Here is a 25,627-nt window from a genome sequence, read left to right on the forward strand (position 1 = left end):
AATATATAAATCTTGTGTGTGTAAATAAGAAGAGAATAAAGAAAACAAAAAAAGAACTTGTAAGAATTCCTACAAGTCCTTATTTAGATAATGTAAAAAGGTGAAACAGAATACCTCATTATTTTTAATAGGGAAATTATCTTACTTATGGCTTGGTTTTATAGAAGATTTGTTCTTATTGTTGATTAAGGGCAAATTAAAGACTGGTAGGGAAGAAGTGCATAAAAGAGAAATCCTTCTTTACTTATTCTGAAAAGATAATTCAAAAAGAAATTTGTGTATAGAATAAGCAATGCATGAATTCATCAACATTGGTGCTAATAAATCAGAGAATCAATATATAAGCATGAACTCTAGTGGAATAGCTACAAGAAGGGGATAATTCTATAATAGTAGATATAATTATCGGAATTTTCATCTTAGTTACTTTTCAGGTAGGATAAGTAGAAAAAAATAGGAAGTTTTTCTTTGAAGAAAGCTCTTTTGACAGGAATAGATTTTTTCATAACTAGAACAAATAAATTAATAATCGCATATACTGTATTGTCGTTAAAGCAAGACATTATTTTCTCAGAACAAGGGAATCACTAGAAAAATACGTGATTCCTTTATTCTTCAATATAATATCAATAGTTGATTTGAAATAACCGAAGAAATAAAATCTTTGTTAATGGACAATCACATAATTTTAGGTATAGTAGGTTTATAATTTAGACTATAAAAATTAATGTGTCTTTTATTATTTAACCAAGAAGACTCACTCCATAAGGAACTCACAGCAAGTATGAGCATGTGGGAGTAGTTCAAAGCATGCAATATTGTTTGATTTGGCTAATACATAGATTTATCATCTCAGAACTGGTGTAAGAATTATAATGTTTATACCATTCTATTGTATTTTCTAAAGTCTGTTGTAGGGACCATTTTGGCTGCCAATTAAGATTGAATTTTGCTTTGCTAATGTCAAGATTCAGTAAATTTGCTTCATGGAAATTTATTGGACCTATATTTTCTGCTGTCCAATCCCCGCAGCCCCAAATATCTAGTAAACTGGTCACTAATTTTTCTACTGGAACAATATTGCTTAGGGATGGCCCGAAGTTCCATGCTCCTGAATAAAGGATACCATTATTTATAATTTTTTCTGTAAGGAGTAAATACCCGCTTAAGGGTTCTAGTACATGTTGCCAGGGTCTAATAGCAGTAGGGTTTCTAATAATAATGTTTTTGTTTGATTCTAATGCTCGTATACAATCAGGAATAATTCTATCTATTGACCAATCGCCACCACCAATTACATTACCAGCTCGAACGCTTGCAATTATTTTCTTGTGTTGAGAAAAGTTTTCTTCTGAAAAGTAAGAATTTCGATAGGAAGAAATTAAAAGTTCGCAGCATCCTTTACTTGAGCTATATATGTCATGGCCGCCCATAGGGTCAATTTCACGATAACCCCAATGCCATTCTTTATTTTCATAGCACTTGTCACTTGTCACCATAATTCCTATTTTAGCTGATTCATGTAATCGAATTGCCTCTAGTACATTCATAGTTCCTACAACGTTTACCTCGTATGTTTCTCTAGGATATTCATATGAATACTTAACTAGAGGTTGGGCAGCTAAATGGAATACAATTTCAGGTTTATAATCTGTAAAAACCTTATTTAATTTATTAAAGTCTCTAATGTCTCCACGAATATCAATTATATTATTTTGAAGGTTAGTAATGTTAAAGTTATCATTTTTATTTTTAGGATCTAATGAATATCCGATTACAGTAGCACCTAATTCATTCAACCATAGGGATAACCAAGAACCTTTAAAACCAGTATGTCCAGTAATTAAAATTGTTTTTCCGTAAAAAGCATTATTAAAGTTTTGGTTTAACAATTAGTCCACCTCCTTTAGTACCCTATTTTTAGGGGGTTAGGTATAAATGTTTATTATTTTTATACCAATTAACAGTTTTTATAATTCCTTCTTCAATATTAATTCTAGGTTCCCAGGAAAGAGAGTTTTTTATTTTTTGCACATCTGCTTCAGGAACCCATCTTTCATTTGTTCTAGAGGAAATTGCACCGTAATTTGGTCTGGAATTGGTTTTCAAATGTTTGAATAATAATTCTACATAATGTTTCAAGGGGTGAATAGTGCCGCTCCCAATATTAAAGATTTCATTTTGTACAGTAGTATTTTCTACTGCTAGGATACAGGCATCTATTACATTTTCTATATAACAATAATCTCTTAATTGATTACATAAAGTTAAATTTACATCTTTGTTTTGTAATACTCGCAAGATTATATAGCTAAAAATTTTATGCGGCTCTTCGCCTTCTCCGAATATGCCAAAAGGTCTTAATGTTATAAGATTAGTATTGTTTTCGCTAGCAATTTGATGGGCGAGTATAGTAGCAGCAGCTTTGGTACTTCCATAGATGTCCACAGGAGTTAGTAACATATTTTCATGAATAGGTTCCATCTTGTTACCGTATTCAGAACTACTCCCAAAATTGATGATTTTTTTACAATTCACCAATTTTGCTGCTTGAATAATGTTACAAGTCCCTATAACATTTGTTTCTATAGCATGGATGTAATCTGTATGGGCAGAATTTACACCATAGGCTGCCAGGTGAAAGATATAATCGGGATTAATTTTCTTTATTGCATCTTGTACTTGTTTTTTATCTCGTATATCTATTTCATAGGTTTCAATATATTTTAGAATATCCTTTAGTCTCCAAGAGTTTGATGGTGTTCTTATGAAAAGAACAATTTTTGCTTGTAAATTTAAAAGTCTTCGTGCCAAGTGAGAACCAATAAAACCGTATCCACCAGTAATAAGGAAAGTTTTATTTTTAAATGAAGCAATCATAGTGATAATCTATCCTTTATTAAGATGTATTTTTAGTTGCTGAAATAAATAGATTTATTTTTAAATAATGAAAGTATCAGTCTTAATTGTGATGAGGGGAGGGGTATTTAAAATAATTTTTTATTGTTGTTGTATCAATTTGGTCAGCAAATAAAGAGGAGGGAGATTTTTGAAAAGTATTATGAAGGGTATGACATGTCTTGTTCAATTGTTCAATATAAGGAATGTATATATAATCTAAAACTGCTGGAGGTAATTCTAAAGTTTCTTGTTTCCATAAATCGAACTCGTTTGGATTAATAATTTGCATACTTCCAAAATGAAAAGCTATTAATTCATCTTGATCAATAAAAACTTTATTATCTGTTTTGGATATAGAACTGCTATTTAAAATGACATTCCAAGGTGCTGCATCAATACCTTTATGAGTCATAATTTTTATATTAGAAAAGATGTTAGGAATGTGATTTAAATATTTTTGGTCACCCCATCTATTCATTTCAACATCATAATGATTATTACAATATTCTAGGCATTTATCTTTCCACCATGTTAAAATTTCTTTACTATTTTGATCGTTTTTGAAGCCTACTAAACCAGCTTGGTATATACCGTGTATGCTTTCAATTGCAGTAGAACTTCTTTGAGGGCAAAGGAATACAGAGTATTTCCACCACTCATCAAGAATGATATTAGGTGCTGTAAAGAAATACATATCAGCATCACAATATATAATGTGATCAACTTCCGGATAAAGACTAAGGACATGTAGACATAGGGGCGCTTTTAATGTCCAACAATATTCTTGTAAACTTCTATCATTTTTTATACTGAGGAGTTCATGATTTTCAATTTCTTTTACTGGAATTAGTATGGCGTGCTTTAATTTTAATTTCTCTAATATTTGATAAGTTAAATCATCCATACAACAGATCCATACAGTAAATTTAGCGTTGAAATTTTCTAAGGAATAATAAGAGGTCAATCCTTGAATTAATCGTTCTTTACTTATAATCATGGAAAAGTTCATAAAATGATTGGATTGATTCATTTTTCTTCTTAATTGTGAATCTTTATATAAAGTTTGAGCTTTATTTATATCTTTTTTACTTAAAAATTGTTTAGTATCTTTATTGAATTTATCCTTTAATTGCTTTAAAACAAATTGAATTCTCTCTAAATACGGAGTGTAAATATGGTTTAATATATTATTGGGTATTGAAATTTCTCCCAAAGACCAAAGGTCAAAATCATTTTCAGTAAAGATAGTAATACATGCAAAATGGTAAACAACTAGTTTGTCATTTTCAATAAATACATCGTTTTTAGTCTTGTCAATTTTATAATCGTTATTATATATACAGTTCCAAGGCGCAGCATTTATACCTAAGTTATTTGAAATTTTTACTTTTGGAAAATATATAGGGATATAATCTAAATACTTTTGGTCTCCAAATTTCCCCTCCTCAGCCTCGGCACTGCACCAATCTATACATTTATTTTTCCACCATCTTACACTTTTTAGTCCATAGAGATCATTCTTAAATCCAATTAGACCGGCCTGATATTTTCCATACATCTTTTCTACCCAATCACGATCTCTTTGAGGGGTTAGGAAAATAGAATGGTCACCCCATTCCTCAAAAATAATATTAGGGTCAGAGAAAAAGCATAAATCACCATCACAATATAGAATAGATGGTAAATCATAATTGACCAATAAATATTCTATCAAGACAGATTTTAAAGTCCAACAATATTCATTTACTTTTCTTTTTCTCTTAATTGCTTTTAGTTCACGATCTTCTAATTCTTCAACTTGTAAAAGGTTTACATTAATTAAACTCATTTCTTTTAATAGTGAATATGCAAAAGGATCTATACAACAAATCCACAATGTGAATTTTTCTGAGTACTGCATTAGTGATTGCTGTAAAGCAATAATTTTCAAGACATACTCACTACCTACAATGACGCAGAAATGATTATTTAGATCATGTTGTTGATTATAGAATTGGGGATGTCTTTTTTGAGTATTTTTTTTGGAGAGATTTGAAGCTTTAATTCCTGTTGAAAGTGGGTTAACTATTTTCTCATTAGAGGGGATATACAATCGAGGTAAACTTATTTTTTTATCATTAGAGTTCAATGCTTATTCAGTCCTCTCCACTAAAATTTATTTGGATTCCAACTTTCATTTACAGTTTTTAAATCTTTAGGTGTATCGACACTAGCCCAAAAGTCATTGTGTTCATAGACTGCGAGCTCATTGTCTTTTATTAAATTTCGAAGAGGATCTTCTTCTAGAACACAATCATCATTATTACTTAAATAATCGAATATTTCTTTGTTAAATACAAAAAACCCGCCATTAATTACTTCATCAAGTAATGGTTTTTCTTTAAAATCAATAGCAATTCCATCTTCGACCTCCAATAGGCCGTATTGACTATTTTTTTTAATTCCAGTTAATGTAGCAATTTTTCCTTTTTCTTTATGGAATGCTATTAGTTGATCAATATCTATATTGGCTAATCCGTCACCATAAGTTAATAAAAAGGTTTCCCCCTGTACAAAGGATTCAAGTTTTTTTAGTCTTGCCCCGGTCATTGTATCAATTCCTGTATCTATAAAGTGTATATTCCAATTTTCTAATTCCTGAAGTAGCGTATATTGACTGGTTTTAAAATTCAAACTAAAGTCATTCTCTTTCCAGCTAAAGTCCATAAAATATTCTTTAATTTTCTCACCTTTATATCCTAAGGGCAAAATGAAATCAGAATGTCCATATTTTCTATACCAATTCATTATATGCAAGAGGAGAGGCTTTCCTTGAACTCGAACTAATGGTTTGGGAATGTCCTCTAAAATTCCTTGCATCCGAAGCCCTTTTCCGCCACACAAAATTATGACTTTCATAGATTTATTTCCTTCCTCTCTATATATTTTACTAATTTAAACTATGTAGTTTGTTTGATAAATGTATACACGGTTGTACCATAATGACAATCAACTAAAAAATATATGTTAGATTTATAATTCAAATGCTGATTAAACGTGAAGAATACGCACTGTAGTTTATTCTCAATCTTATGTAAATTAGGTTATTTTAAAATCAATGCTTTATTTTATTTAATACTAATGAAAGAAATTGCTTGTTTATAAGATAAAAGAAGGGGAGGTGAATCAAAGGAATTGAAGAAGCTTATAATGAAAAATCTAAGAAGGAAATTAACTATTTAAAGGAAAAGTGAACAAATATTAAATTGTAGATTTTACAAATTTAAAAAAGAGCACCGTATAAAGGTGCTCTAGTGATGGAATCAATTTTGTAAAGAACCATTTATTCAATAAAGAAGGACTTATGAATTATTATATGAACGGTTTATTAATTAAGTGTGTATCAATTAGATGGGAATTTTATTTCTCTACACCTATTTTAATTTACTGGCAAAATCATGTTAAAAGTAAAAAGAAGAGTATTAAGTTAATGTTATTTTATTTAAAATATAATCCCAATCGGAATCATCACCTTCCCATCTATCCTGATAACGTGGGAGTTCAATTGAACAAACCCTTGATATTCCCCAATTTTGTTCAACGATATTAGATATATCCTCCTTAAAATTGACAATAAGAATATTAAAATCTTTATTTGTAATTTCGGATAATACGTTTTTTAATTCAATCGCTTCATCTCGATTTCCCCAAATCCTAATGAATAAAATCGATTCACTACTATTTATTTTTTCAAGGAATCGATTAATTCTAGTGTCTAATTTAGCTTTAAAAGAAGGATAAGTTGATTTCCAATCCTTTTCTGATTCAATAGGAAAGTCATGCATTGAAAAACAATTATAATAAGTGTCCTTTATACAATAGGTAATTCGTTCTGCCCATTTAGTTTGATTATCAAATTCTGATTCAATAAGACCGTAACTTTCTGAACCTTCTATGACCATATTTTCCAACTTCATAAATTTTTCAAATCGATTTTGAAGTAATCTGTTTACATCTGAAAGTGATGGATAATAAAACCAATCTAAAGGTCCAGAAAATGTTCTTAAATGGTGCCTTTTGATTTGGTTAGTGACTTGACACAATCCTCCTAAACTTACAATTACGCCATAGGATTTTTGTATATCATCTAGGTTCATCCTCATCATCCTTTTTAAAAGTAATTTAAATTATCTATTCAGTATATGATGCAATAACATATTGATGTGGACATATATATCAAAGTACATAGAACTAAGACAATGGTATAAATTTGAAAAGTCAAAATCCCTAAGTTAAGGGATTATATCTTTAATGTTATATCATTGAGTTGCTATTGGGATGAAAGCTGGTAGGGATTATACTCTCCAGTAACTAAAATTAGAAACTAGTCCTTGATTACTACAGTAAAATTGTTGTACCTTTAAAAGAATCCTTAGATAAAAAAATCTATTGGTTAGCATTTAACCAGTAGATTTTTCTTTGAGTTATTATCTTTTACATCATAATTATAGAAGATGAAAAATTCCACTTAGAAATAATTTTAAGCAGAAAAATAGACTAGTCTAATTTCTAATGGTCCCAGTATCTTTTATTTTGACGTGTGTCTTTACATTTATTTTAGCCTCTGCTAACGCTTGCAACCAATCTCCTTTTACTTTTTTCCACTCTTTATATTGAAATGCTCTAGCATATAGGGATAATCCGATTGGATCAATTTTATTCTGCTGTATTTCATACAACATATTTTGTAAATTATTATTAATTTCTTTTTGAATGGCACTTTTTAAATTATTTATATTTTTTTTATTATCATAGTGCCCCTTAATTAAATTCGCATTGGTTTTTTCTATTAAAGCTACATTAGCATATATATCGAGATTAAATACAAACTTTCCGTTTTGAAAATTAACAAATACCTTCCTTGTCGCGTTCTGTACGAAGATAGAAGTGTTTATTTTTTTGTTGGACTTTTTAGGAGGAAGCGCAAGGTGTAGTATCATTCGCCCGCTACTTTTTTGCTTATTTATAAGATTGAAAAATTTAACATCTTTTTTAGGGATATGAGTTAAATATTTCCCTTTTCGATTTAAAAATGCAATTCCTACTGTGTCGATTTCATTCTTTGTTTTTTTGATAATTGGAACAGCTTGCGTCATTCCTTCTTCATTTTGTTCTCTCATTAATTGTTGAATTGTAGAAGAGACGGATTGGTTATTTTGAATTGACGATTCAATTACACCATTTATATAAGATGAAAGTGATGGTTTACTAGGCTTATGAATTTTAAAAATTTCTTCTGCAGGTCCATCTACAAGTACTACTTTAGCATTAATGGTAGCGTAAGGATCACGGTAAGAAGAATCAAGCTCCTGCAACCAATTTGCTTCTTGCGCTAATTTTTTCCCAATTAAAATGATTTCAGCTTTGGAAGCTGTCATAAAGCCTGTTAACTTCGTATCTATCTTACTGAATCCAGTATATACAGTTGATGCTTGTGTCCAATGTTCTATAGTACTTTTTGGTTGTTTATGATGAAAGAGTGGTATGCTTGTTCCAACTTTTATGTCTCCATTAGGGGTTCTATCCAAGCCAATTAACAGGATTAATGAAACCTTCTCAAGAGGAATTCTCTGACTACAACCAATTATATATACACAACAAATTACAATCCATATCCATTTTCGAATCAAAGTTGTTTCCTCCTAGTAATCCAAGTAAAAAGAATACTGTAAGCGAAAAATAAGATTGGTAATAGAATAAAGAAAACGACATTTAAGATATCCATAAGATAATATATAAACAAATATTGATCCACATCGGGATTTAGGAAAATAAATAGGCCAACTATAAGTAACATAAAAGCAAGTAGCGCCCAATTGCGGGCGTTTTTTTGAAGTGAAATGGTCACAGATTCAAAACTGAAAAATAAATACGGATATATTGTAGTGGAAAATACAATTAAATAGTAAGCGATATATATAATTTCTAATCGTTCCATGAAAGAAAAACGAACCCCTTTTAACAGATGAAATACTGGCCAGATTACATCTTTTATCCCTTCTGGACTAAAGTATATATAAGAAAGGATAGTAACATATAGATAGAAAAACATGGTTCCAGTATTCGCTATTAGTAGTCCTTTTATGGCTTTTTGTTTTTTTTGTAAGAATGGGTATATATAATATGCAATTTCTAGGCCAGCATAAGGAGTAATGGTTTCTTTTGTTGCCTTTACAATAGGGTATAATCCTTCTTTAAATATAGGTAGTAGGTGTAAAGGATTGTAGTTAGTCTTTAGTGAAAAAAGAAGAAATAGCGGCATCCAAGTAGTGAAGAAGAAAACAAGCATAGAATAACTAGTAAGAGCCCTTAACCCACTCAGGGCTAAAATAATAAAAGGTAATAGTAATAATATGGTGATTTGATAAGCAGGAGTGGAAGGGAATATCCACACTTTTACAATATCAGTTACCTTTAATAAAGTATTAAATCCAGCAAAAAATAGATAAAAGGCATATGCAAGAAAAAGAATTGTCCCTATCCATTTACCAAAGTATGTTTTTAAGATTTGTGAGAAATTTTTGTTAGGATTTTTTTGTAACATTAATATAATAAATACACCGATTATAGAAGTAACTATCCATCCGAGAATGATCGAAATCCAGCCATCTGTACCAGCAGTAGTAGCAAGTGGGCTTGGCATAATTAACATACCAGATGCGAGTTGCAGCGAATGAATGAAAATAATAAATTCGAATAAAGTTACTTTTTGGAACTTAAGATTCCCCATGTTAACCACCTTCTTTTTTCTTTCTTTGTTTCGGCTGTCCTGTACTCGAGCGGGTGGTAATCATCGAAATAGGAAATCTTACAAAAGAATCTTTTAACTCTTGGAGACGAAATGGTGCGATTGGCATTCCGTATGGTGAACCATAGGAAGTTAGTGAAACAAAATGAGCAAATAAGAGCATTAATCCACTAACAATACCTACAATCCCATAAAAGTAAGCCAATAACATCATTGGAAAACGGATAAGGCGTATAGAACTTGATAAATCATAATTAGAAACAATAAATGAAGCAATGGCTGTAATAGATACGATAATAACCATAACGTTACTAACAAGACCAGCTTGAACAGCCGCCTGTCCAATTACAATCCCTCCAACGATTCCAATAGTTTGTCCAATTGGTTGTGGTAAGCGAATGCCAGCTTCACGTAGCATTTCTAGTGTAATTTCCATTACAAAAGCTTCCAATAAGGGAGAAAAAGGGACTTTGACTCTTGATGTTGCAATAGAAGTGTATAAGTCTATAGGAATAATTTCAAAGTGAAAAGAGACTATAGCAATATAAAATGCGGGTAAAAAAATAGCTATAATAAATCCTGCAAATCGTAATAAGCGAAAAAATGATGCGATGAGCCAATGAATATTATAGTCATCTGGGGTTTGAAAAAATCCAATCAAATTCATAGGAACAACCATTGCACCAGGGGATCTATCCATTAATACTGCTACTTTCCCATCAAGTATATGATTTGAAATGGCGTCTGGGCGCTCGCTTAAATAAGCCTGTGGAAAAGGAGTCCAATTTTGATCTTTTGTATAATTAGATAGCTCTCCAATACTTAATACCGCATCTGTTTTGATTTTACAGATTCTAGTTTCAATTTCTTGGACTACATCTGCGTTTGCTACATCACCTAAGTAAATTAAATAGACTAAAGAAGTGGCTCTTTCTCCAATCGTCAGCTTTTTGATTTTTAACTCTGTAGAAGGAATATATCGACGGATAAGACCTATATTTTTTGTGGCATTTTCAATAAATCCATCATGGGATCCTTTTATAGTAACTTCTGAAATTGGCTCTTGAATTGCTCTCTCTGCCCAGCCTTTTGTATTTATTAGAAGTGAACGCTTTTCTCCCTCCATAAACAGTACACATTGCCCCTCAAGTAATCCTTCTTTAATTTCATTCCATGTATATACTATTTTGGTATGAGTAGCAATAATATTAGAATTAAATATTTGACTGTCTTCATTTACTTCTTGTAATAATGGTGTAACAACATTGGTTTTTAATGCAACACCATCTGTAAGGCCTTCAAAATAATATAGTAAAATATTCGTGTTTGTTTTTAATTGCAAAGGATGTTCAATTAAATCTGCACTAATATCAAAGATATTATCTAGTGTATTTTTAAATTGTTTTAAGTTATTTGTTTGGATCCTTTCAATGGTTTTATCTGTCTTAGTTTCTAAGGTCTCTTCATTTAAGGACAAAATTGACACCTCTTTAATATATAACGATTAGTTGTATTTATTATTTTTATATGATTGAATTTTATTCACTAATTTAAACTAATTGGAGATAAGAATTAATAAATTTGATGTGCTATATTATTAATTCAATAATTGAGAGCAAAAAGTAGATGTAATTTGTGTGGAAATTTCAGTATTAAGATAGAATTGAAATTTGAATGATTATAATAAAAAGAACCCTTGATAGGTTCTTTTTATTTGGTAAATATGTTGTCAACAATAGATGGCGATAAAGGTAGTAATTTAGATGTCTTTATGTTAATCAGCTAAATTTTGTAGGAAGAATTCTTTTTTCATACCTTAATACTCAATGAAAAAGGAAATTTCATTTATTTGGGTGTTCTAGTGTATTCGAATTTTGCGCACCAACAAATTTTGTTTAGGGACAAAATGCATTTTCTTAATTATCAGAAAAAACAGTACGACAAAATTCCTATTAATTATTTTGGTAGGTATCAAATATTTCTTTGGCCTTATTTTCTTGATATTACCGCACGTTTATATGTTTCTAAGGGAAAGAAATACTTTCATTTTTATTACCATCTATTGTTTGATTAAGATGGTAACATGAAAGTGAAACGTTTACAACCAGAAAATAAAGAAAAAATATTAAAATGCGACTTTTTTCGACAATCATTCTATGTTTATATTTCATTTTATTATAGGAAAAGGCGGAGGGAAGCGGACCTTTTCCTATAAACTGTTTTGTTGGAATTAGAAATAACTAAAAAAGTAATAATAGCTTAAAATTAAAATGAAATTCAATGATAAAGTTATTATTGAATTTTTGAAGCTCAGATATCTTGAAAGTATGGTCAAATTTTAATCCACTTTGCGTTTCTTCCTTTTGTAACTAGCTTAATATGGCCAAACAGTTGCAAGGAATTTAAAGCCTTACTGATTGTACTCTCTGCAATGTCTGGATAAGTGTTACGAATACTTTCCTTAGTAAAGGGTTGTTTTTGTTTAAGTATAAAATCCTGAATTCTCTCAACTTTAGTATGTTTACATATAGAATCTAGAACTGTGTTATGAAGATCTTTGTAAGCCTCTAATATAATGGTTAAAAACGTTTTTAACCAAAAGCTATTATTATGTTCCTCGCAGTACCAATTCACCGAAGATTTATAAATTGAATTGTAATAATCAGATTCATGTTTCTTAATATATTTATCCAAACATACATATTTTACAAATGTATGTCCACTCTTAATTAACAGCAATTGCATTAACATAAATGCCAACCTGTTATTACCTTGATTGAAAGGGACTATGCAATAAAAATTTAATATAAAACGAGCTATTAATAAAAGTGAATGAAGCCTCTTACTAGTATTTAATGAGTTGTATTGATCACATAATTGCTCCATAAACTGTGGAATAAGTTCATGTGGAAGAATGCGGTAACTATTCAAGTGCATTCCATGTTCTGGAATTCCTGGAATAATAAAAGGTTTTTCACGCCATTTGGCACTGTCAGAGGTAATGTAATGTATTAGTTGAAAATGTAATTCCTGTATAGTTGCTGGATTGATTAATAAAGTACAGGAGTTTTTATGTACAAAAGAAAGTGTTTGATAATAGCAGAAAATAGCATCTTCCGAAATATTTTGAGGTACGATATCATCTAAAATAAGTTCTTTTAATCTTTTATTAGGAACTTTTATATCCTCGTAAATAGTTGTGAAATTTTTTATGTAATGTAGTGGTATAGTTTTTTCTAAGCTATTAAATATGTCCTTGTTTTGTTCCTGATAAGCAGCTAATTTTCCTTTGAATTCGCTAATTTCACTTATTAAATTTATTAACCTCCTTTTCAATTCAATATTTTTATACTTATCATCAAAAAAGTCTCTCATTTTTGTTCCCCCTGTAACCCCTTAACACGTTGTTGCATATATCTTTCCATTCTAAAGGTATTCCACGACATCATTGTAAAATAACGACATTTTCGTTCTGATTTTAAATATATATCAGAATCAATATTTTTATTTAACAATTAAAACATGGAAATTATAAAGAAGAATCGTTACGATTCAATTTTAATAGGCATAATCCTAACATCAAATGTACAAATGTACAATAAAAAAATAAAAAATATAAAACTATTGACTCTTTTGAAAGATTATTTAAAAGAATTTTAAGAAATTGTAGGTATAGAGGTGCTTTAGTTTAGCGGTAAATATTGAAGTGGTAATAAAGTTTTCATAGCTAATCAAAAAGTAGATAAACTATTAATTTGTGACAATTACGTGCCTAATCTATCATATGCTTTTATGAGAATTCTAAAATTAAATCCTAACGAGCTGAATTTTCTATATTTAGCATAAATATTAGGGAGGCGTGCTGATGAAATGTATCATTTTATATAGAAATATGTAACGTTTAACACTCGTATTGTAAAATATTTTGACATACGTTAATTTAAATATTAGGTACAGGAACATTTAATAAAAACTCAGTACTAAAATACCCTTTAAACGTTTCACCCTAAGAACTTTTCTCAAGCACACTGAAGTTCATCCTTTGTTTCTGTGCCTTATTAGATAAAAATAACACAATAAATTATTAGAATGTGATAGTTAAAATTGTATTTTTAAATCTTTTCTATTTTTAAACCTTTTCTCTTTTCTTAAACATTAACAATTTCTTGATAATCTGTTTAAAGTAAGGAAATACAGGATAGAAAATAGCTATTAATAAAGAAAATACAGTTAAGCTAGATACCTTAAGTTATTTTATAAGTAATTAAGCGTTAGTTTGAATTAGTAGGGGTATTATATGTGTTTTAACCTCAAGTGTATATGTTTAAGGTTAAAGAATTTGTGAGTGGTATAAAAGTAGCGGAAGTCTGGAAGAAACGGATATAATCGGTTTCTTCTAGACTTTTTTGCTTTTTGTAATATAAAAAATTTATTTTTCCTACATGAGGAATTTTTTGTTTTAATATTTGAATTTTTTGTGAAATTAAATGGAGTTTTTATTCTTCTTTTAATACATAATGTTACAAAATTGCTTAATTGTATTTACTTTATTTTTATAGGAGATTAAAAATAATAATAAATGTACCAATTTATGAGAGATATTAATATATTAATTGACGATTTGTTCGTTTATCCCTATATTGCTATTATATTAGCGAAAGCAATATATTGGGGGGACAAAAATGAAATTGAAATTAACATCTAAATTGGAAAGATTAAGAACAAGTAAAAAGGGGATTGGTGCTTGTGTTTTGGCTGCAGGCATGACAGCAATCACAATGACTCCTCAAAGTGCGTATGCACACGGGTTTGTTGAAAAGCCGAGTAGTCGTGCTGCTTTATGTAGTCAGAATTATGGGGCATTAAATTTAAATTGTGGAAATGTAATGTATGAACCTCAAAGTCTAGAAGCACCTAAAGGGTTTCCCGATGGTGGACCGATTGATGGTAAAATCGCTTCGGCAGGAGGACTATTTGGAGGAACTCTTGACCAACAAACAACAAATCGTTGGTTCAAAAACACAATTAAGGGTGGAGAAAATACATTTACATGGAAATATACAGCAGCACATTCTACAAGTAAATGGCATTATTACATTACAAAAAAAGGATGGGATCCTAATAAACCATTAACACGTGCGGAATTAGAACCAATTGGAACTGTAAAACATGACGGTTCGGCCGCATCAAATAATTTAACACATACAATTAATGTACCAACTGATCGTAATGGTTATCATGTTATTTTAGCTGTATGGGATGTAGCAGATACGTCAAATGCCTTTTATAATGTAATTGATGTAAATTTAGTAAATAATGAAACACCTGATACAGTAGCTCCAAGTCAACCAACTGAATTAAATGCCTCTAAAGTTTCTGCCAATAGTGTTGAAATAACATGGAAGGCCTCTACTGATAATATAGGTGTAAAAGAATATCAAGTGTTACGTAATGGAGAAGTAATTAATACGGTACCAGGTACAACTTTTATTGATAAAAAACTAAAAGCAGATACGGAATATACTTATACAATAAAGGCATTAGACTCTGCTGGAAACATATCAAAAGAAAGTGAAAAACTAAAGGTTAAGACAACACATGCAATCCCAGATATAGAGGCTCCAACTCAACCAAAAGGATTACATAGTATGGGTACAACGGCGACAACTGTTGATTTGATGTGGAGTCCGTCAGAAGATAATGTAGGTGTTGACCATTATATTGTATATAGAGAAAGCGCTGGGGTTATGAATAAAATTGGGACGGCGGCTAATACATCCTTTATGGATAAAGATTTGAAGGCTAATACATCGTATAAATATGTAGTGACGGCGGTTGATTTAGCTGGAAATGAATCTAGTAGAAGTGATGTTTTGAATGTAACAACAAAGTTAGAGGATTCCGCATATGAAAAATGGGATGCAAGAAAAGCATATACTAAAGGTGATAGAGTAATACATGAGGGGAAAGTGTACGAAGCGGTTCAAAATCATCAAGGAAATGGCGACTCAAATTGGATTTTTGCTTTATCGCTTTGGAAGCCAGTTTTGAATAAATGATAAGCTGAAAAAGGTAGTTAACAAATTTGGATTGCTCTTTAAAAATTAAGGGCTGTTTCAAATATAATTATCTAATGGATTAAATAATATGTTAATAAAGTGAAATTTTAATCAGTGAAGGTTTTGTTCATCCCCCACTGATTATCATCCCTCACCAATCGGGCTTTTACGGGCGCCCGTTAATGCGGGATAAAATTTAAACGCCATCCTAATGTTTACGAAATGAAATTAAAAAAGAATCCCAATGGAAGGGATTCTTTTTTTCTAATTTGTAATAGCGTATATTTTCACTGTGAATTTTCTAGTGGCACCAATTGGACTTGCAATATAATATTTAGTATTTGTGTAAGCTTCAGTCCTAGATATCCCTCACCAATCGGGCTTTTACGGGCGCCCGTTAATGCGGGATAAAATTTAAACGCCATCCTAATGTTTACGAAATGAAATTAAAAAAGAATCCCAATGGAATTCCATTGGGATTCTTTTTTTCTAATTTGTAATAGCGTATATTTTCACTGTGAATTTTCTAGTGGCACCAATTGGACTTGCAATATAATATTTAGTATTTGTGTAAGCTTCAGTCCTAGATTCATGTGAAATATTTTTCCAACGAGTAGAATCTATTCCTAGGGAAACATCAATCATTACATTGAAAGAAATAGTAGAAGGATAATCTTTTTCTGAAGGCTCAATAACCCATTTTAATTCTTTGGTACCTACAGGTAAACTATCAATTTTAAAGTTTTGGCTGGATCGATTTTGTTGCCCTGATAAAGGACTAGATTCAGATGATATTTGTGAAATTAATATTTCTTTTTCATTTGAATGTATACCATTTAATTTAATGATACTATCAATTAAACCTGGACCGGGAAAATCAGCTGCGATGATACCAGAATGTTTAATTGCGCCTTGTTGTAAGAGTTCGGTCCCAAGTGTATTCATCCCCCCATAGTATACTTGTCCGTTTCTATCACGAGGGAAATCACTCCACGCATTAGTGGAATTCGTTTGAATCAATTTAGGACTACTGTCAGTATTCCTGCTCTCTTTTCCGCTTGCAACAAACCAAGGATATACATTATTTAAAAATGCGGCTGCGCCTCCCGTACCACTAAAATGGTTGAGATAAATTTTTCCATTATTAAAATTAATATTTGTATTTTGTAGATGGTTTTTTATCGCAATCCATTTTGTATATATTTCGTCTGGTCCGCTTCCAATTTCAAATTTATCTTGTATATTTAAACCTTCGTAATCAATCCCGTACAATTGAGCGGATGTAAAGTTTTGTAAGATTACAATTTTTCCGCGGGTATCTCCTAAAGTAGGGTTATTTCTATCTGAAGTTGGTACGGAATTAGGATCCCAAAAATATGAAGCATTAACGTTTTTATATTTTAAAAATATCTCCTCAAATGATAGAGATCCACTTTCAGGATTAGTTTCTTCTTTTAAGCGCATTAATATTGTTTCTGTTGGATGATCTTTTAAAAATTGAATGGTCTCTTTTAATACATCTTCAAACACAGCTTTTTGATTTACAACGCCATGATACATTGCAAAAGAATCTTTTACACGTTTAACACGCATATCTACATATCGAATTCCAGAATTTAATTGTTGGGATAAACTCATAGTTTGATTTCTTGTCAAATTTTCATCAAGAAAACTCGCTCCATGTAAAGCCATCGTACCGTGAGTCCCTGGAATAGATATTTCACTTATTTTTGTTGAACCTTCTATTTTCGACATCCACGATGGATTTTGATACCCTATATTGGATTCATAGGAGTAACCTGGATGACTATCAGCTAAAATAGTAGATGGTGTACTTAAACTTGCTAGTGTAATACAAGTAAGGATGCTAATTTTAAAGAAATTTCTCATTTTTATTTTGTTCATTTTTTCTCTCCTGACCTTTAAACAATTGTTAGATGATTTTTTACTATATTTATTGTTTTTCATTCTTAAGATAATATATTTTTGTATTTAAAAATAATTAACAATAGGAGGAGTAAGTTATTTGAGACTTTAATAATTTTTTATTATAAATTGTCCCTAATAGCCAAGCGGATTCTTGAAAACTCGAAGTATAGCCTCCAAAAAATAACTGTTTATCGTATTGAATACAAACAAAACAGAAGTCCTAAAAAAGACTTCTATTTTGTGACATATAATGAATGATAAGGTGGTAAACAAATCAAGATAATGTGATTGAGTGGTAAAAATTTATTAATAGCTGTTTTAGAATCTCTTATAACAAGGCTGATTACAAAAAGCGGATCTCTACACTGCTAATAAAAATTGAAAAATTCTACTCATTAAAACTTAGACTAACTACAGTTGCAATTGATTGGGCTGCATGTTCCCAGCTTCCATCTATAACTTTACCAATCTGCTGACCAAGTGCATTTAAATCATTTGGATTAACTGGAATTCCATTATACGCAGCAAGAATTGATAAAAGTGGAGCAGCAAATGGTGTCCAACCACCTCTATCAATATTAAATACAGGTTTATCTAGTACCTTTCCATCTTGTACTGTAAACTCATAATAAAATTGATCATCTGGACGAAAACTTAAATGATGAGAGATTTGCCCCTTAACATATTTTTTTCCTGCACCTAGATTTACTACTTCTATTTCCTTTACATTAAATTCATGTTCAAATACTTTGATTTTTTTGACTTCTGGACCATTTAAGGCAGCTTGAACGGCTGTTTCCAAATTGTTTTGTGCAAAAGGTTGAATACTTAATTGTGCCTCTTTTAGTTGAATAGGAGCCTCCTTTTCTGCAGCAAACACCGAGGTAGTAGGTAGTGCACCTGTAGCTAACGTAGCTGCAAGTGCCGTTGTCATCATGATTTTTCGTTTCATCTTCATAGTTTTCCTTCCTCTCTTAAAGTTATGATATATAATTTTTTAAGATTGACACGGTACAATTTTTTTCATAATGCACGCAAAAAACTGGTTTAAGAACTATGTGAAAAACGTGTCGGAAAATTAAAATTAATTATATATGTATTTTAAATGATATATATCTACACATATTTTTTCAATTTTTAGATAAATTAAACAGTCATTACTGCATAAGAGTCAATTTAGCACTTTATTTATCTATACACTTCCTATAAACACATTTAGTTCATAGTAAAAGTAATATATTTGATATTAAATGTCTTGCATAATGCGATAAAATTTCACAATTTTTTATCAATATATACAGAAAAAAAGTAACGAAACTTAAGTGATATTTAATACTTTTCATATTTGTGAAGTATGTGAATTTGCTTATTGTAACATCTAAGATGTTAGATGTTGTTTTTTAAACATTACTTATCCGGATTCATGAAAAGTATTTTAATATATTATCTTTATTTTATATAACAATATATAGTTTTAGTGTTAAAACTAAAATATGGAAGTAACATAGGGGATTTACGCATATAGTAATGTTGATGGTGAAATTAACAAAATTTTCATTTAAATCAGATAAAGCTATGATGTTTTTAACTTATAATAATGTTACTACGATGAAAAAATGGCTACTAATTAGTTAATTTAAAAATCAATTTTAGATAGGAAGAGGATAATGAAGACCAGAGATACTTATAAAATTATTGTAATTGGTGCTGGGACTGCAGGAATATCTTCTACTGCACATTTATTAAGAAATATCCCCCTATTGAAAGAAAGTATAGCGATTATTGATCCGTCAAAAAAACATTATTTTCAGCCACTATGGAGTTTAGTGGGGGGAGGAATTGTTTCAAAGGAAAGTACAATGCGTGATCAAGAATCGCTTATTCCAAAAGGGGCAACGTGGATCCCTAAAAGTGTTGTTAAGTTATTTCCGGATGAAAATAAGATACTGTTAGATGACGGACTGCTGCTTGAGTATGAAATTCTTATTGTAGCAGCTGGTATACAAATAAATTGGGAAGGTATTAAAGGCTTAAAAGAATCTATTGGGACTAATGGGGTATGTAGCAATTATTCTTATACATATGTTGATTCTACTTGGAGAGAAATCGAAAAATTTAAAGGAGGAAATGCGCTTTTTACCCACCCTAATACTCCTATTAAATGCGGTGGTGCTCCACAAAAAATTATGTATTTAGCAGAGGAGTATTTTTGTAATAGTGGTGTAAGAAACAGAAGTGAAGTAATGTTTTATTCTGCAAACAGTAACATCTTTCAGGTTCCGCGATATGCAAATACTTTAGAACAAGTACTAGAAAGAAAGCAAATTATAACGAACTATAATAAAAACTTAGTAGAGATTATCGCTGAAAAAAGAGAAGCAATTTTTGAAGATATGCAAACAATGAAAAGAGAAACAGTACCATATAGTATGATACATGTTGTTCCACCAATGGGACCACCTAACTTTATCAAAGAAAGTGAGATAAGTGATCATCAGGGCTGGGTAGATATAAGTCCTTATACTTTGCAGCATGTACAGTATAAGAATATTTTCGGACTTGGAGATTGTACCAATTTACCTACCTCTAAAACTGGAGCAGCAATTCGAAAGCAAATACCTGTCTTAAAACAAAATATTATGGACGTACTTAACGGAAGAGACTTGCAGGCTAAATATGATGGATATACATCATGTCCGATTGTTACAGGATATAAAAGTCTTATACTCGCTGAATTTAACTATGAACATGAGCCACAAGAAACGTTTCCATTTAATCAAGCGAAAGAACGGTATAGTATGTTTTTACTTAAAAGATATATGTTGCCATATATGTATTGGAATTTAATGTTGAAAGGGATTATGTAAGGAAAGATAGAGAGTAGTTGTAAAAATTGAAAAGTAATTTGAAATAAGTATTCGGAGGGAATAGTTATGCTTTTAAAATATTTTTATGATGAAAAATTAGCTCATGCTTCCTATTTAGTTGGTTGTCAGAAGGAAGGCGTAGCAATTGTTATTGATCCTAGCCGCTATATAGAACAATATATAGAATTTGCTAAGAAAGAGGGGATGGAAGTAATTGCTGCGGCTGAGACTCATATTCATGCCGATTTTCTTTCTGGGTCTAGAGAACTTTCTTATCTTTATCATGCAAATTTATATGTATCTGATGAAGGAGATTGTGATTGGAAATATCAATATCTTAACGAAGGTCGATACAAATTAGTTAATGAAGGCACAGAGTTTAAAGTAGGTCATATAAAGTTTAATGTAATTCACACCCCAGGGCATACGCCTGAAAGTATCTCTTTTTTAGTAACTGATACAAGTCAAAATAATTTTACGAATGATAAACCGATAGGGATTTTCACAGGTGACTTTATATTTGTAGGAGATATAGGAAGACCTGATTTATTAGAAACAGCTGTTGGTATGAAAGATACAGCACAAATAGGAGCGAAACAATTATTTGATTCTATACAAAAAGTAAAAATACTCCCTGATTATTTGCAAATATGGCCATCACATGGTGCAGGAAGCGCATGCGGAAAAGCATTAGGAGCAATTCCAACTTCTACATTAGGTTATGAAAAGATGTTCAATTGGGCATTTCAATGTAATGAAGAAAGTGATTTTGTATCGATTTTATTGACGGGACAGCCAGAGCCTCCAAAGTATTTTTCATTAATGAAGAATTTAAATAAGTATGGTCCTCCAATTCGTAAGAAGAGAAAGATTACTACTATTAATACAGTAGAAGAACTCCAAGAAGTTATGAGGAGTGTTCAGCAAATAGTTGATATAAGGGATGTAGAGAGTTTTGCTTCTGGTCACATTGAAAAATCAATTAACATACCTTATAACAATTCTTTTACAACTTGGTGTGGATGGTTACTAGATTATAAAACAGAGACTTTAATCATTCTAGATGAGGAAAAGGTTAAAGTGGAGGAAGTCATTAGGGACTTTGAATCTATTGGGCTAGATAATATTGTTGCTTTTGTACCTTTAAAAGTAATAAAAAAATTTGATATATTAGAAAGTTACAAGGAAAAAACATCAATTGAATTATATCGGCATATAAAAGATAGAAGTGTTAAGGTTATCGATGTGCGTAGTAAAAAAGAGTGGGAGGAAGGACACCTTCATGATGCAATACATATTACTTTAGGTAATCTATTTGAGAAGATAGATTCTATACCAAAAGATTGCCCAATAGTTTTACAATGTCGAACCGGGTTGCGTTCAGCTATAGCAGCTAGCATTTTACAAAAAGCTGGTATAAAGGAAGTAGTGAATTTAAAGGGGGGATTTATTGCATGGAAAAAAGAAGGGCTTCCTTATACAACATGCAATCTCAATGTGTAGGAAAATATTATATGACAGGTAAGAATAATTAAAAGAAGTTATAGATGACGTGTTAGACAAGGAAAGCATAATTGTTGCAGCTTCAGGAAATACATTAGGATTATTAATTGATTATCCAGTTAAATATGAAAATGTAATGTTTGTTTCAGCATTAAAGAATTTGACATTGGATCCATCTTTTATCGAATGGCAGTGTTGGAAGTACTTAGGTATTATCAATAAGAACCCAATCAAAAATTCTCTTGGATGCAAGAGAATTTTTTTATTGGGAATAGTAAGGGTGAGGGGAGGTGCATTACAAATGGGAAAAGGTAGAAGTAATAATGCTGGGAAAAAGCAACCGAATTTTGATGATTCATCTAATTTTGCTAAACAAAGTCAACCGACAGAAAAGAAGAAGAAATAAGAATAGGAGCTCTCTTGATAAAGGGAGCTCCTGTTCAAAGTATATTGACGTTCCAGAACAACATATCGATGAATTAACCCAATAGTCTTAAAAACAAGGTTTAAATTTTTACAAATGGCACTTAATTTAATATTATTGTCCTGCTTTTTTATACTTATTGACGCGTTAAATTCATTTGAAATGCTCCCTTAATGGCGTTGGGCGTGACCTCAATTAAAATTTTTTAAACCTAATGGGACTTACCATTAAGAGGGCGAGGATTAAAGTAATCCATGCATTGCTATATGAAAACAATCCCATACCAGCCAATGATAATCCTGCAGCTGGAATAGGTAACCCCTTAAAATATCCAATAGTTGGTTTAATACTAAATTTAGCTAATCTTAAAGCACCCATTATTGGGAAAAGGATAAATGCTAAAGAAGTTAAAATCGAAGGTGTTGCTATCGTATGAAATAAAAGCGCAGGAGCGACGCCGAAACTAACAATATCAGCTAAGGAATCCAATTCTACGCCAAACTCACTGTTCACTTTTAATTTTCTCGCAATTCTTCCATCAAGAAAATCTAAAACAGCTGAAAAGAAAATGAAAATGGAGGCTACTCCCAAATATTCATTCATATTCAAGGTGATTGAGAAAACGCCGCACAATAAATTTCCAATCGTAAATAAATTCGGTATGATTTTTACAAGCTGATTAAACAAGTTTGTTCCTCCTAAATTAATTAAACTTCACATTTCTGTAGCAATTTCTATATATTCTTCCGTTATTCTTAAAAATATATGACCACTGTATTACTGTAAGCTAATTAAATTTCGATAAGAGAAAAATTGATTTCTTAAACGTTCCGCTGGTTTATAAAAATGTTTAATCATTTTCAGTACGCGTTATTGAATATTAGCACTTGATAGTTGATATTTCGAGTAGTCAGGGATTTTCCGGTTCTGGTGCAAAAAATTCAAGGTAATTAAAAATAATCTCTAAAAAGGAGACATAATGATACTATTATTTTAAAAAGGTTCGTGGTTGGTATCGAATATAAAAAATTGGAATTTTTATACAAAAGGCACCCGAAAGGGTGCCTTTTGTACCTCTTAAAATGACTGAAGATGCGTTTACTTGAGTTCATTAGATAGTTAGAGGTTGATAGACTATTTTTAACGAAAATGTTGCGTAGTTCATCTACATTATATATCGATTTAATAATGAACGGGGATTTAGAAAGTTCCAAGGAAAGTACATATCAACCTGATTGGAAGATTGGAAATTTAATAACTGGTGATACATTTTACTTAACGCAATATTTTGGTGCGCAAATGAAAATTTTTAAAGTCCACACAAATGGTACCCTAGAACGATTTCAAACAATAGAACCAGAATTAAAATAAAATTTTTGCAGGATCAATTAAATTCATTCCTTGTTATGCAAACACATTTTCAGCGGAAATAACTTCATCACTATTTTGCGCTAGACAGACTTTATAAAAAATGGTTACATTTCCTGATCTTGAAATAATCCTCTCAAATTGCAATTCTACTTTTTTTGCAAATTTTACTGCATCAACAATATTTGTAGAAGTAAATGCTACAAAAGTTTTTCAAATGAAATTTATAAAAGCTTGATAGGCAATACCAAGGGAAAAGACCGTAGCTACCATATGTGCAGTCCATTTAGGCATATTTAAATTTAATACGGTATTGTACAAGATTCCATATACGATACAAATGATTAATACAAATGCAATGAATTGAAGAGCTAACAAAAATAGTGGTTGTTCCATTTATTCTCACTTCCTTTGTTTAATATATTAATATAATTTATTTGAAAGTAGAAGTTTTATTTCTATAAAGTTCCAAAAATGTGATGTGAAAGGGATATTAGTAATCACAAGAATTGATGCAACTATGATGTAACTAAAAATAGTATTACAAAATCAATAAAATAGTAAAGAAGGTCGCCATTCACGGCGACCTTCTTTACTATGCGTTATACCCAAATAATTTTAAATCTTCTCCAGACCCTGAAATGATTTTCTCAAAGCGTAATCCTACTTTTTCTAAAAGCTTTCCTGAGGCGATGTTATCTATAGAAGTAATTGCTACAATTCGTTTCATGCCGAGCTTTTGTACACCGTATTCGATTATTACAGAAGCTGACTCGTAGCCATATCCTTTTGAACGGAATGTTTCTAAAAAGGCAAATCCGATATCAACGTCTTCTAATGAATCTCTTTTAATAAGGCCACACATACCAAGTGGAGTGAGATCTTCTTTTCGTTCTACTAAGTAAAGGCCAAATCCGAGTTTGTTATACATATCGATGGGACCGTTTACAATATAATTTTTTGCATCTTCTAAGTTTCTAACCCCTTTGTCACCGATAAACTGAATCCATGTAGGATCGTTTACTAACTCAAGAATAAAAGAAGCGTCTTTTATATCAAACCAACGAAGATTTAGACGTTCGGTTTCAAGAACTATCAATTATTACACCACCTTTAAAAAGTTATAACAATTAGTATGGATTGTGTAAAACAAAAGTGCAACATATTTTAATGGGGGTGTTTGTTCACATAAAGTTCGTTTGTTTTGTATAGAGAGATATTTTATAATTAGGATTGATTGTAAAGAGTGAGATACTTATACAATGACTCCTAGGTGACTAGGAGTTTTTACTATATAACTATCATTATTACTAAATATGACACACTACACATTCTACTCAAGGAGGTACATAATGAAGAAATTATATAATGCATCGTTTACGTATTTGATTATCGGTTTATTATCAGGGATTTTCGCTAGGGAGTATGGTAAGTATAAAGGGATTTTAGGATCTACTTTGTTAAATCTTTTGCATACACATACACTTGTACTTGGCTTTTTCTTCTTTTTAATTGCTTTAGGATTAGCAAAAGTATTCGCGTTTCATGAAGTGAAAGGGTTTAATAAGTGGTTTGTTTTACATAACATTGCATTAACATTAATGTTAGGTTCGCTAGCAGTGAGAGGGCTTCTTCAGTTAAATGGAGCTGACTTTAAAGGGTTAACTTATATTGTAGGGTTTTCTCATTCGTTGATGGCAGTTACTTTAATTTGGTTTATGTTGTTAATAAAGAAATCGTTTAAAATGTAGTGAAAAAGAACTTGTAGCGTGTGCTGCGGGTTCTTTTT

20 protein-coding genes are annotated in these 25,627 nt (G+C 30.8%); 6 read left to right on the top strand and 14 right to left on the bottom strand.

Translation table 11 applies throughout. From position 1 onward, the window contains the following. Positions 1-803: 803 nt before the first annotated feature. The 9 genes from rfbG to DN400_RS21625 all read right to left on the bottom strand — a co-directional run bounded on the left by rfbG (position 804) and on the right by DN400_RS21625 (position 13,063). The gene (rfbG, locus tag DN400_RS21580; protein WP_071714637.1) at positions 804-1,892 is read right to left on the bottom strand and encodes a CDP-glucose 4,6-dehydratase; all 1,089 of its coding nucleotides are present in this window, start codon (positions 1,890-1,892) and stop codon (positions 804-806) included. Between the two features lie 28 nt (positions 1,893-1,920). Next, the gene (locus DN400_RS21585; protein WP_071714636.1) at positions 1,921-2,880 is read right to left on the bottom strand and encodes an NAD-dependent epimerase/dehydratase family protein; all 960 of its coding nucleotides are present in this window, start codon (positions 2,878-2,880) and stop codon (positions 1,921-1,923) included. A gap of 82 nt (positions 2,881-2,962) precedes the next feature. Beyond that, positions 2,963-5,029, bottom strand: a complete 2,067-nt coding sequence (locus DN400_RS21590) for a hypothetical protein (protein ID WP_016512476.1) — start codon at positions 5,027-5,029, stop codon at positions 2,963-2,965. Positions 5,030-5,049: 20 nt separating this feature from the next. After that, complete coding sequence (locus tag DN400_RS21595; RefSeq protein WP_000864429.1) at positions 5,050-5,799, bottom strand: sugar phosphate nucleotidyltransferase; 750 nt, start codon at positions 5,797-5,799, stop codon at positions 5,050-5,052. 563 nt (positions 5,800-6,362) lie between these two features. Next, complete coding sequence (locus DN400_RS21600) at positions 6,363-7,037, bottom strand: papain-like cysteine peptidase (RefSeq protein WP_071714635.1); 675 nt, start codon at positions 7,035-7,037, stop codon at positions 6,363-6,365. Between the two features lie 405 nt (positions 7,038-7,442). Continuing rightward, entirely contained in the window at positions 7,443-8,570 is a 1,128-nt protein-coding gene (locus tag DN400_RS21605; RefSeq protein WP_000619978.1) for a Ger(x)C family spore germination protein, read from the bottom strand. Continuing rightward, positions 8,567-9,670 (bottom strand): GerAB/ArcD/ProY family transporter, encoded by a 1,104-nt coding sequence (locus tag DN400_RS21610; RefSeq protein ID WP_147801917.1) that lies wholly within the window; start codon positions 9,668-9,670, stop codon positions 8,567-8,569. The genes DN400_RS21605 and DN400_RS21610 overlap by 4 nt, the downstream gene beginning before the upstream one ends. A 1-nt stretch (position 9,671) precedes the next feature. Further along, complete coding sequence (locus DN400_RS21615; RefSeq protein WP_071714633.1) at positions 9,672-11,165, bottom strand: spore germination protein; 1,494 nt, start codon at positions 11,163-11,165, stop codon at positions 9,672-9,674. An 854-nt stretch (positions 11,166-12,019) separates the two neighbouring features. Next, positions 12,020-13,063 (bottom strand): Fic family protein, encoded by a 1,044-nt coding sequence (locus DN400_RS21625; protein WP_065229161.1) that lies wholly within the window; start codon positions 13,061-13,063, stop codon positions 12,020-12,022. A gap of 1,307 nt (positions 13,064-14,370) precedes the next feature. On the opposite strand from DN400_RS21625, the gene DN400_RS21630 reads away from it, so the two are divergent. Further along, complete coding sequence (locus DN400_RS21630) at positions 14,371-15,747, top strand: lytic polysaccharide monooxygenase (protein WP_147801918.1); 1,377 nt, start codon at positions 14,371-14,373, stop codon at positions 15,745-15,747. Positions 15,748-16,236: 489 nt separating this feature from the next. On the opposite strand, the gene DN400_RS21635 is transcribed toward DN400_RS21630, so the two are convergent. Together DN400_RS21635 and DN400_RS21645 are read right to left on the bottom strand one after the other, a co-directional pair. Next, positions 16,237-17,652, bottom strand: a complete 1,416-nt coding sequence (locus DN400_RS21635) for a phosphatidylinositol-specific phospholipase C (RefSeq protein ID WP_065229160.1) — start codon at positions 17,650-17,652, stop codon at positions 16,237-16,239. 412 nt (positions 17,653-18,064) lie between these two features. Further along, complete coding sequence (locus DN400_RS21645; RefSeq protein WP_000782798.1) at positions 18,065-18,634, bottom strand: hypothetical protein; 570 nt, start codon at positions 18,632-18,634, stop codon at positions 18,065-18,067. A gap of 709 nt (positions 18,635-19,343) precedes the next feature. Between DN400_RS21645 and DN400_RS21650 the strand changes: the two genes are divergently transcribed. The 3 genes from DN400_RS21650 to DN400_RS29980 all read left to right on the top strand — a co-directional run bounded on the left by DN400_RS21650 (position 19,344) and on the right by DN400_RS29980 (position 22,452). Next, positions 19,344-20,543 (top strand): FAD/NAD(P)-binding oxidoreductase, encoded by a 1,200-nt coding sequence (locus DN400_RS21650; RefSeq protein WP_061661125.1) that lies wholly within the window; start codon positions 19,344-19,346, stop codon positions 20,541-20,543. A 66-nt stretch (positions 20,544-20,609) separates the two neighbouring features. Continuing rightward, positions 20,610-22,046, top strand: a complete 1,437-nt coding sequence (locus DN400_RS21655) for an MBL fold metallo-hydrolase (RefSeq protein ID WP_098284735.1) — start codon at positions 20,610-20,612, stop codon at positions 22,044-22,046. 49 nt (positions 22,047-22,095) lie between these two features. Beyond that, positions 22,096-22,452 (top strand): hypothetical protein, encoded by a 357-nt coding sequence (locus tag DN400_RS29980; protein WP_000884563.1) that lies wholly within the window; start codon positions 22,096-22,098, stop codon positions 22,450-22,452. A gap of 213 nt (positions 22,453-22,665) precedes the next feature. Here DN400_RS29980 and pssA read toward each other — a convergent pair whose 3' ends face one another. Then, a complete protein-coding gene (gene pssA, locus DN400_RS21665) occupies positions 22,666-23,157 on the bottom strand; it encodes a CDP-diacylglycerol--serine O-phosphatidyltransferase (RefSeq protein ID WP_016512483.1) in 492 nt (163 codons plus the stop codon). Positions 23,158-23,658: 501 nt separating this feature from the next. Here pssA and DN400_RS30170 point away from each other — a divergent pair. Further along, positions 23,659-23,841: a DUF5065 family protein gene (locus tag DN400_RS30170; RefSeq protein ID WP_043352867.1), complete on the top strand. Its 183-nt coding sequence runs from the start codon at positions 23,659-23,661 to the stop codon at positions 23,839-23,841. A 210-nt stretch (positions 23,842-24,051) separates the two neighbouring features. On the opposite strand, the gene DN400_RS21675 is transcribed toward DN400_RS30170, so the two are convergent. Further along, entirely contained in the window at positions 24,052-24,234 is a 183-nt protein-coding gene (locus DN400_RS21675; protein ID WP_016512485.1) for a hypothetical protein, read from the bottom strand. Positions 24,235-24,433: 199 nt separating this feature from the next. After that, complete coding sequence (locus tag DN400_RS21680) at positions 24,434-24,937, bottom strand: GNAT family N-acetyltransferase (RefSeq protein ID WP_147801919.1); 504 nt, start codon at positions 24,935-24,937, stop codon at positions 24,434-24,436. 253 nt (positions 24,938-25,190) lie between these two features. Between DN400_RS21680 and DN400_RS21685 the strand changes: the two genes are divergently transcribed. Further along, complete coding sequence (locus tag DN400_RS21685) at positions 25,191-25,589, top strand: DUF2871 family protein (RefSeq protein ID WP_016512487.1); 399 nt, start codon at positions 25,191-25,193, stop codon at positions 25,587-25,589. Positions 25,590-25,627 lie beyond the last annotated feature (38 nt).

This window comes from Bacillus sp. AR8-1 (assembly GCF_008042345.1).
In the GTDB taxonomy this organism is placed as follows: domain Bacteria; phylum Bacillota; class Bacilli; order Bacillales; family Bacillaceae_G; genus Bacillus_A; species Bacillus_A cereus.

Bases quoted from the DNA above. Each gene is read 5' to 3' on its own strand.
- DN400_RS21685 (WP_016512487.1), top strand. From the start codon at position 25,191: ATGAAGAAATTATATAATGCATCGTTTACGTATTTGATTATCGGTTTA.
- DN400_RS21585 (WP_071714636.1), bottom strand. From the start codon at position 2,880: ATGATTGCTTCATTTAAAAATAAAACTTTCCTTATTACTGGTGGATAC.
- DN400_RS21630 (WP_147801918.1), top strand. From the start codon at position 14,371: ATGAAATTGAAATTAACATCTAAATTGGAAAGATTAAGAACAAGTAAA.
- DN400_RS21625 (WP_065229161.1), bottom strand. From the start codon at position 13,063: ATGAGAGACTTTTTTGATGATAAGTATAAAAATATTGAATTGAAAAGG.
- DN400_RS21675 (WP_016512485.1), bottom strand. From the start codon at position 24,234: ATGGAACAACCACTATTTTTGTTAGCTCTTCAATTCATTGCATTTGTA.
- DN400_RS21595 (WP_000864429.1), bottom strand. From the start codon at position 5,799: ATGAAAGTCATAATTTTGTGTGGCGGAAAAGGGCTTCGGATGCAAGGA.
- DN400_RS21600 (WP_071714635.1), bottom strand. From the start codon at position 7,037: ATGAACCTAGATGATATACAAAAATCCTATGGCGTAATTGTAAGTTTA.
- DN400_RS21645 (WP_000782798.1), bottom strand. From the start codon at position 18,634: ATGAAGATGAAACGAAAAATCATGATGACAACGGCACTTGCAGCTACG.
- DN400_RS21635 (WP_065229160.1), bottom strand. From the start codon at position 17,652: ATGAACAAAATAAAAATGAGAAATTTCTTTAAAATTAGCATCCTTACT.
- DN400_RS21655 (WP_098284735.1), top strand. From the start codon at position 20,610: ATGCTTTTAAAATATTTTTATGATGAAAAATTAGCTCATGCTTCCTAT.
- DN400_RS30170 (WP_043352867.1), top strand. From the start codon at position 23,659: ATGAACGGGGATTTAGAAAGTTCCAAGGAAAGTACATATCAACCTGAT.
- DN400_RS21650 (WP_061661125.1), top strand. From the start codon at position 19,344: ATGAAGACCAGAGATACTTATAAAATTATTGTAATTGGTGCTGGGACT.
- DN400_RS21610 (WP_147801917.1), bottom strand. From the start codon at position 9,670: ATGGGGAATCTTAAGTTCCAAAAAGTAACTTTATTCGAATTTATTATT.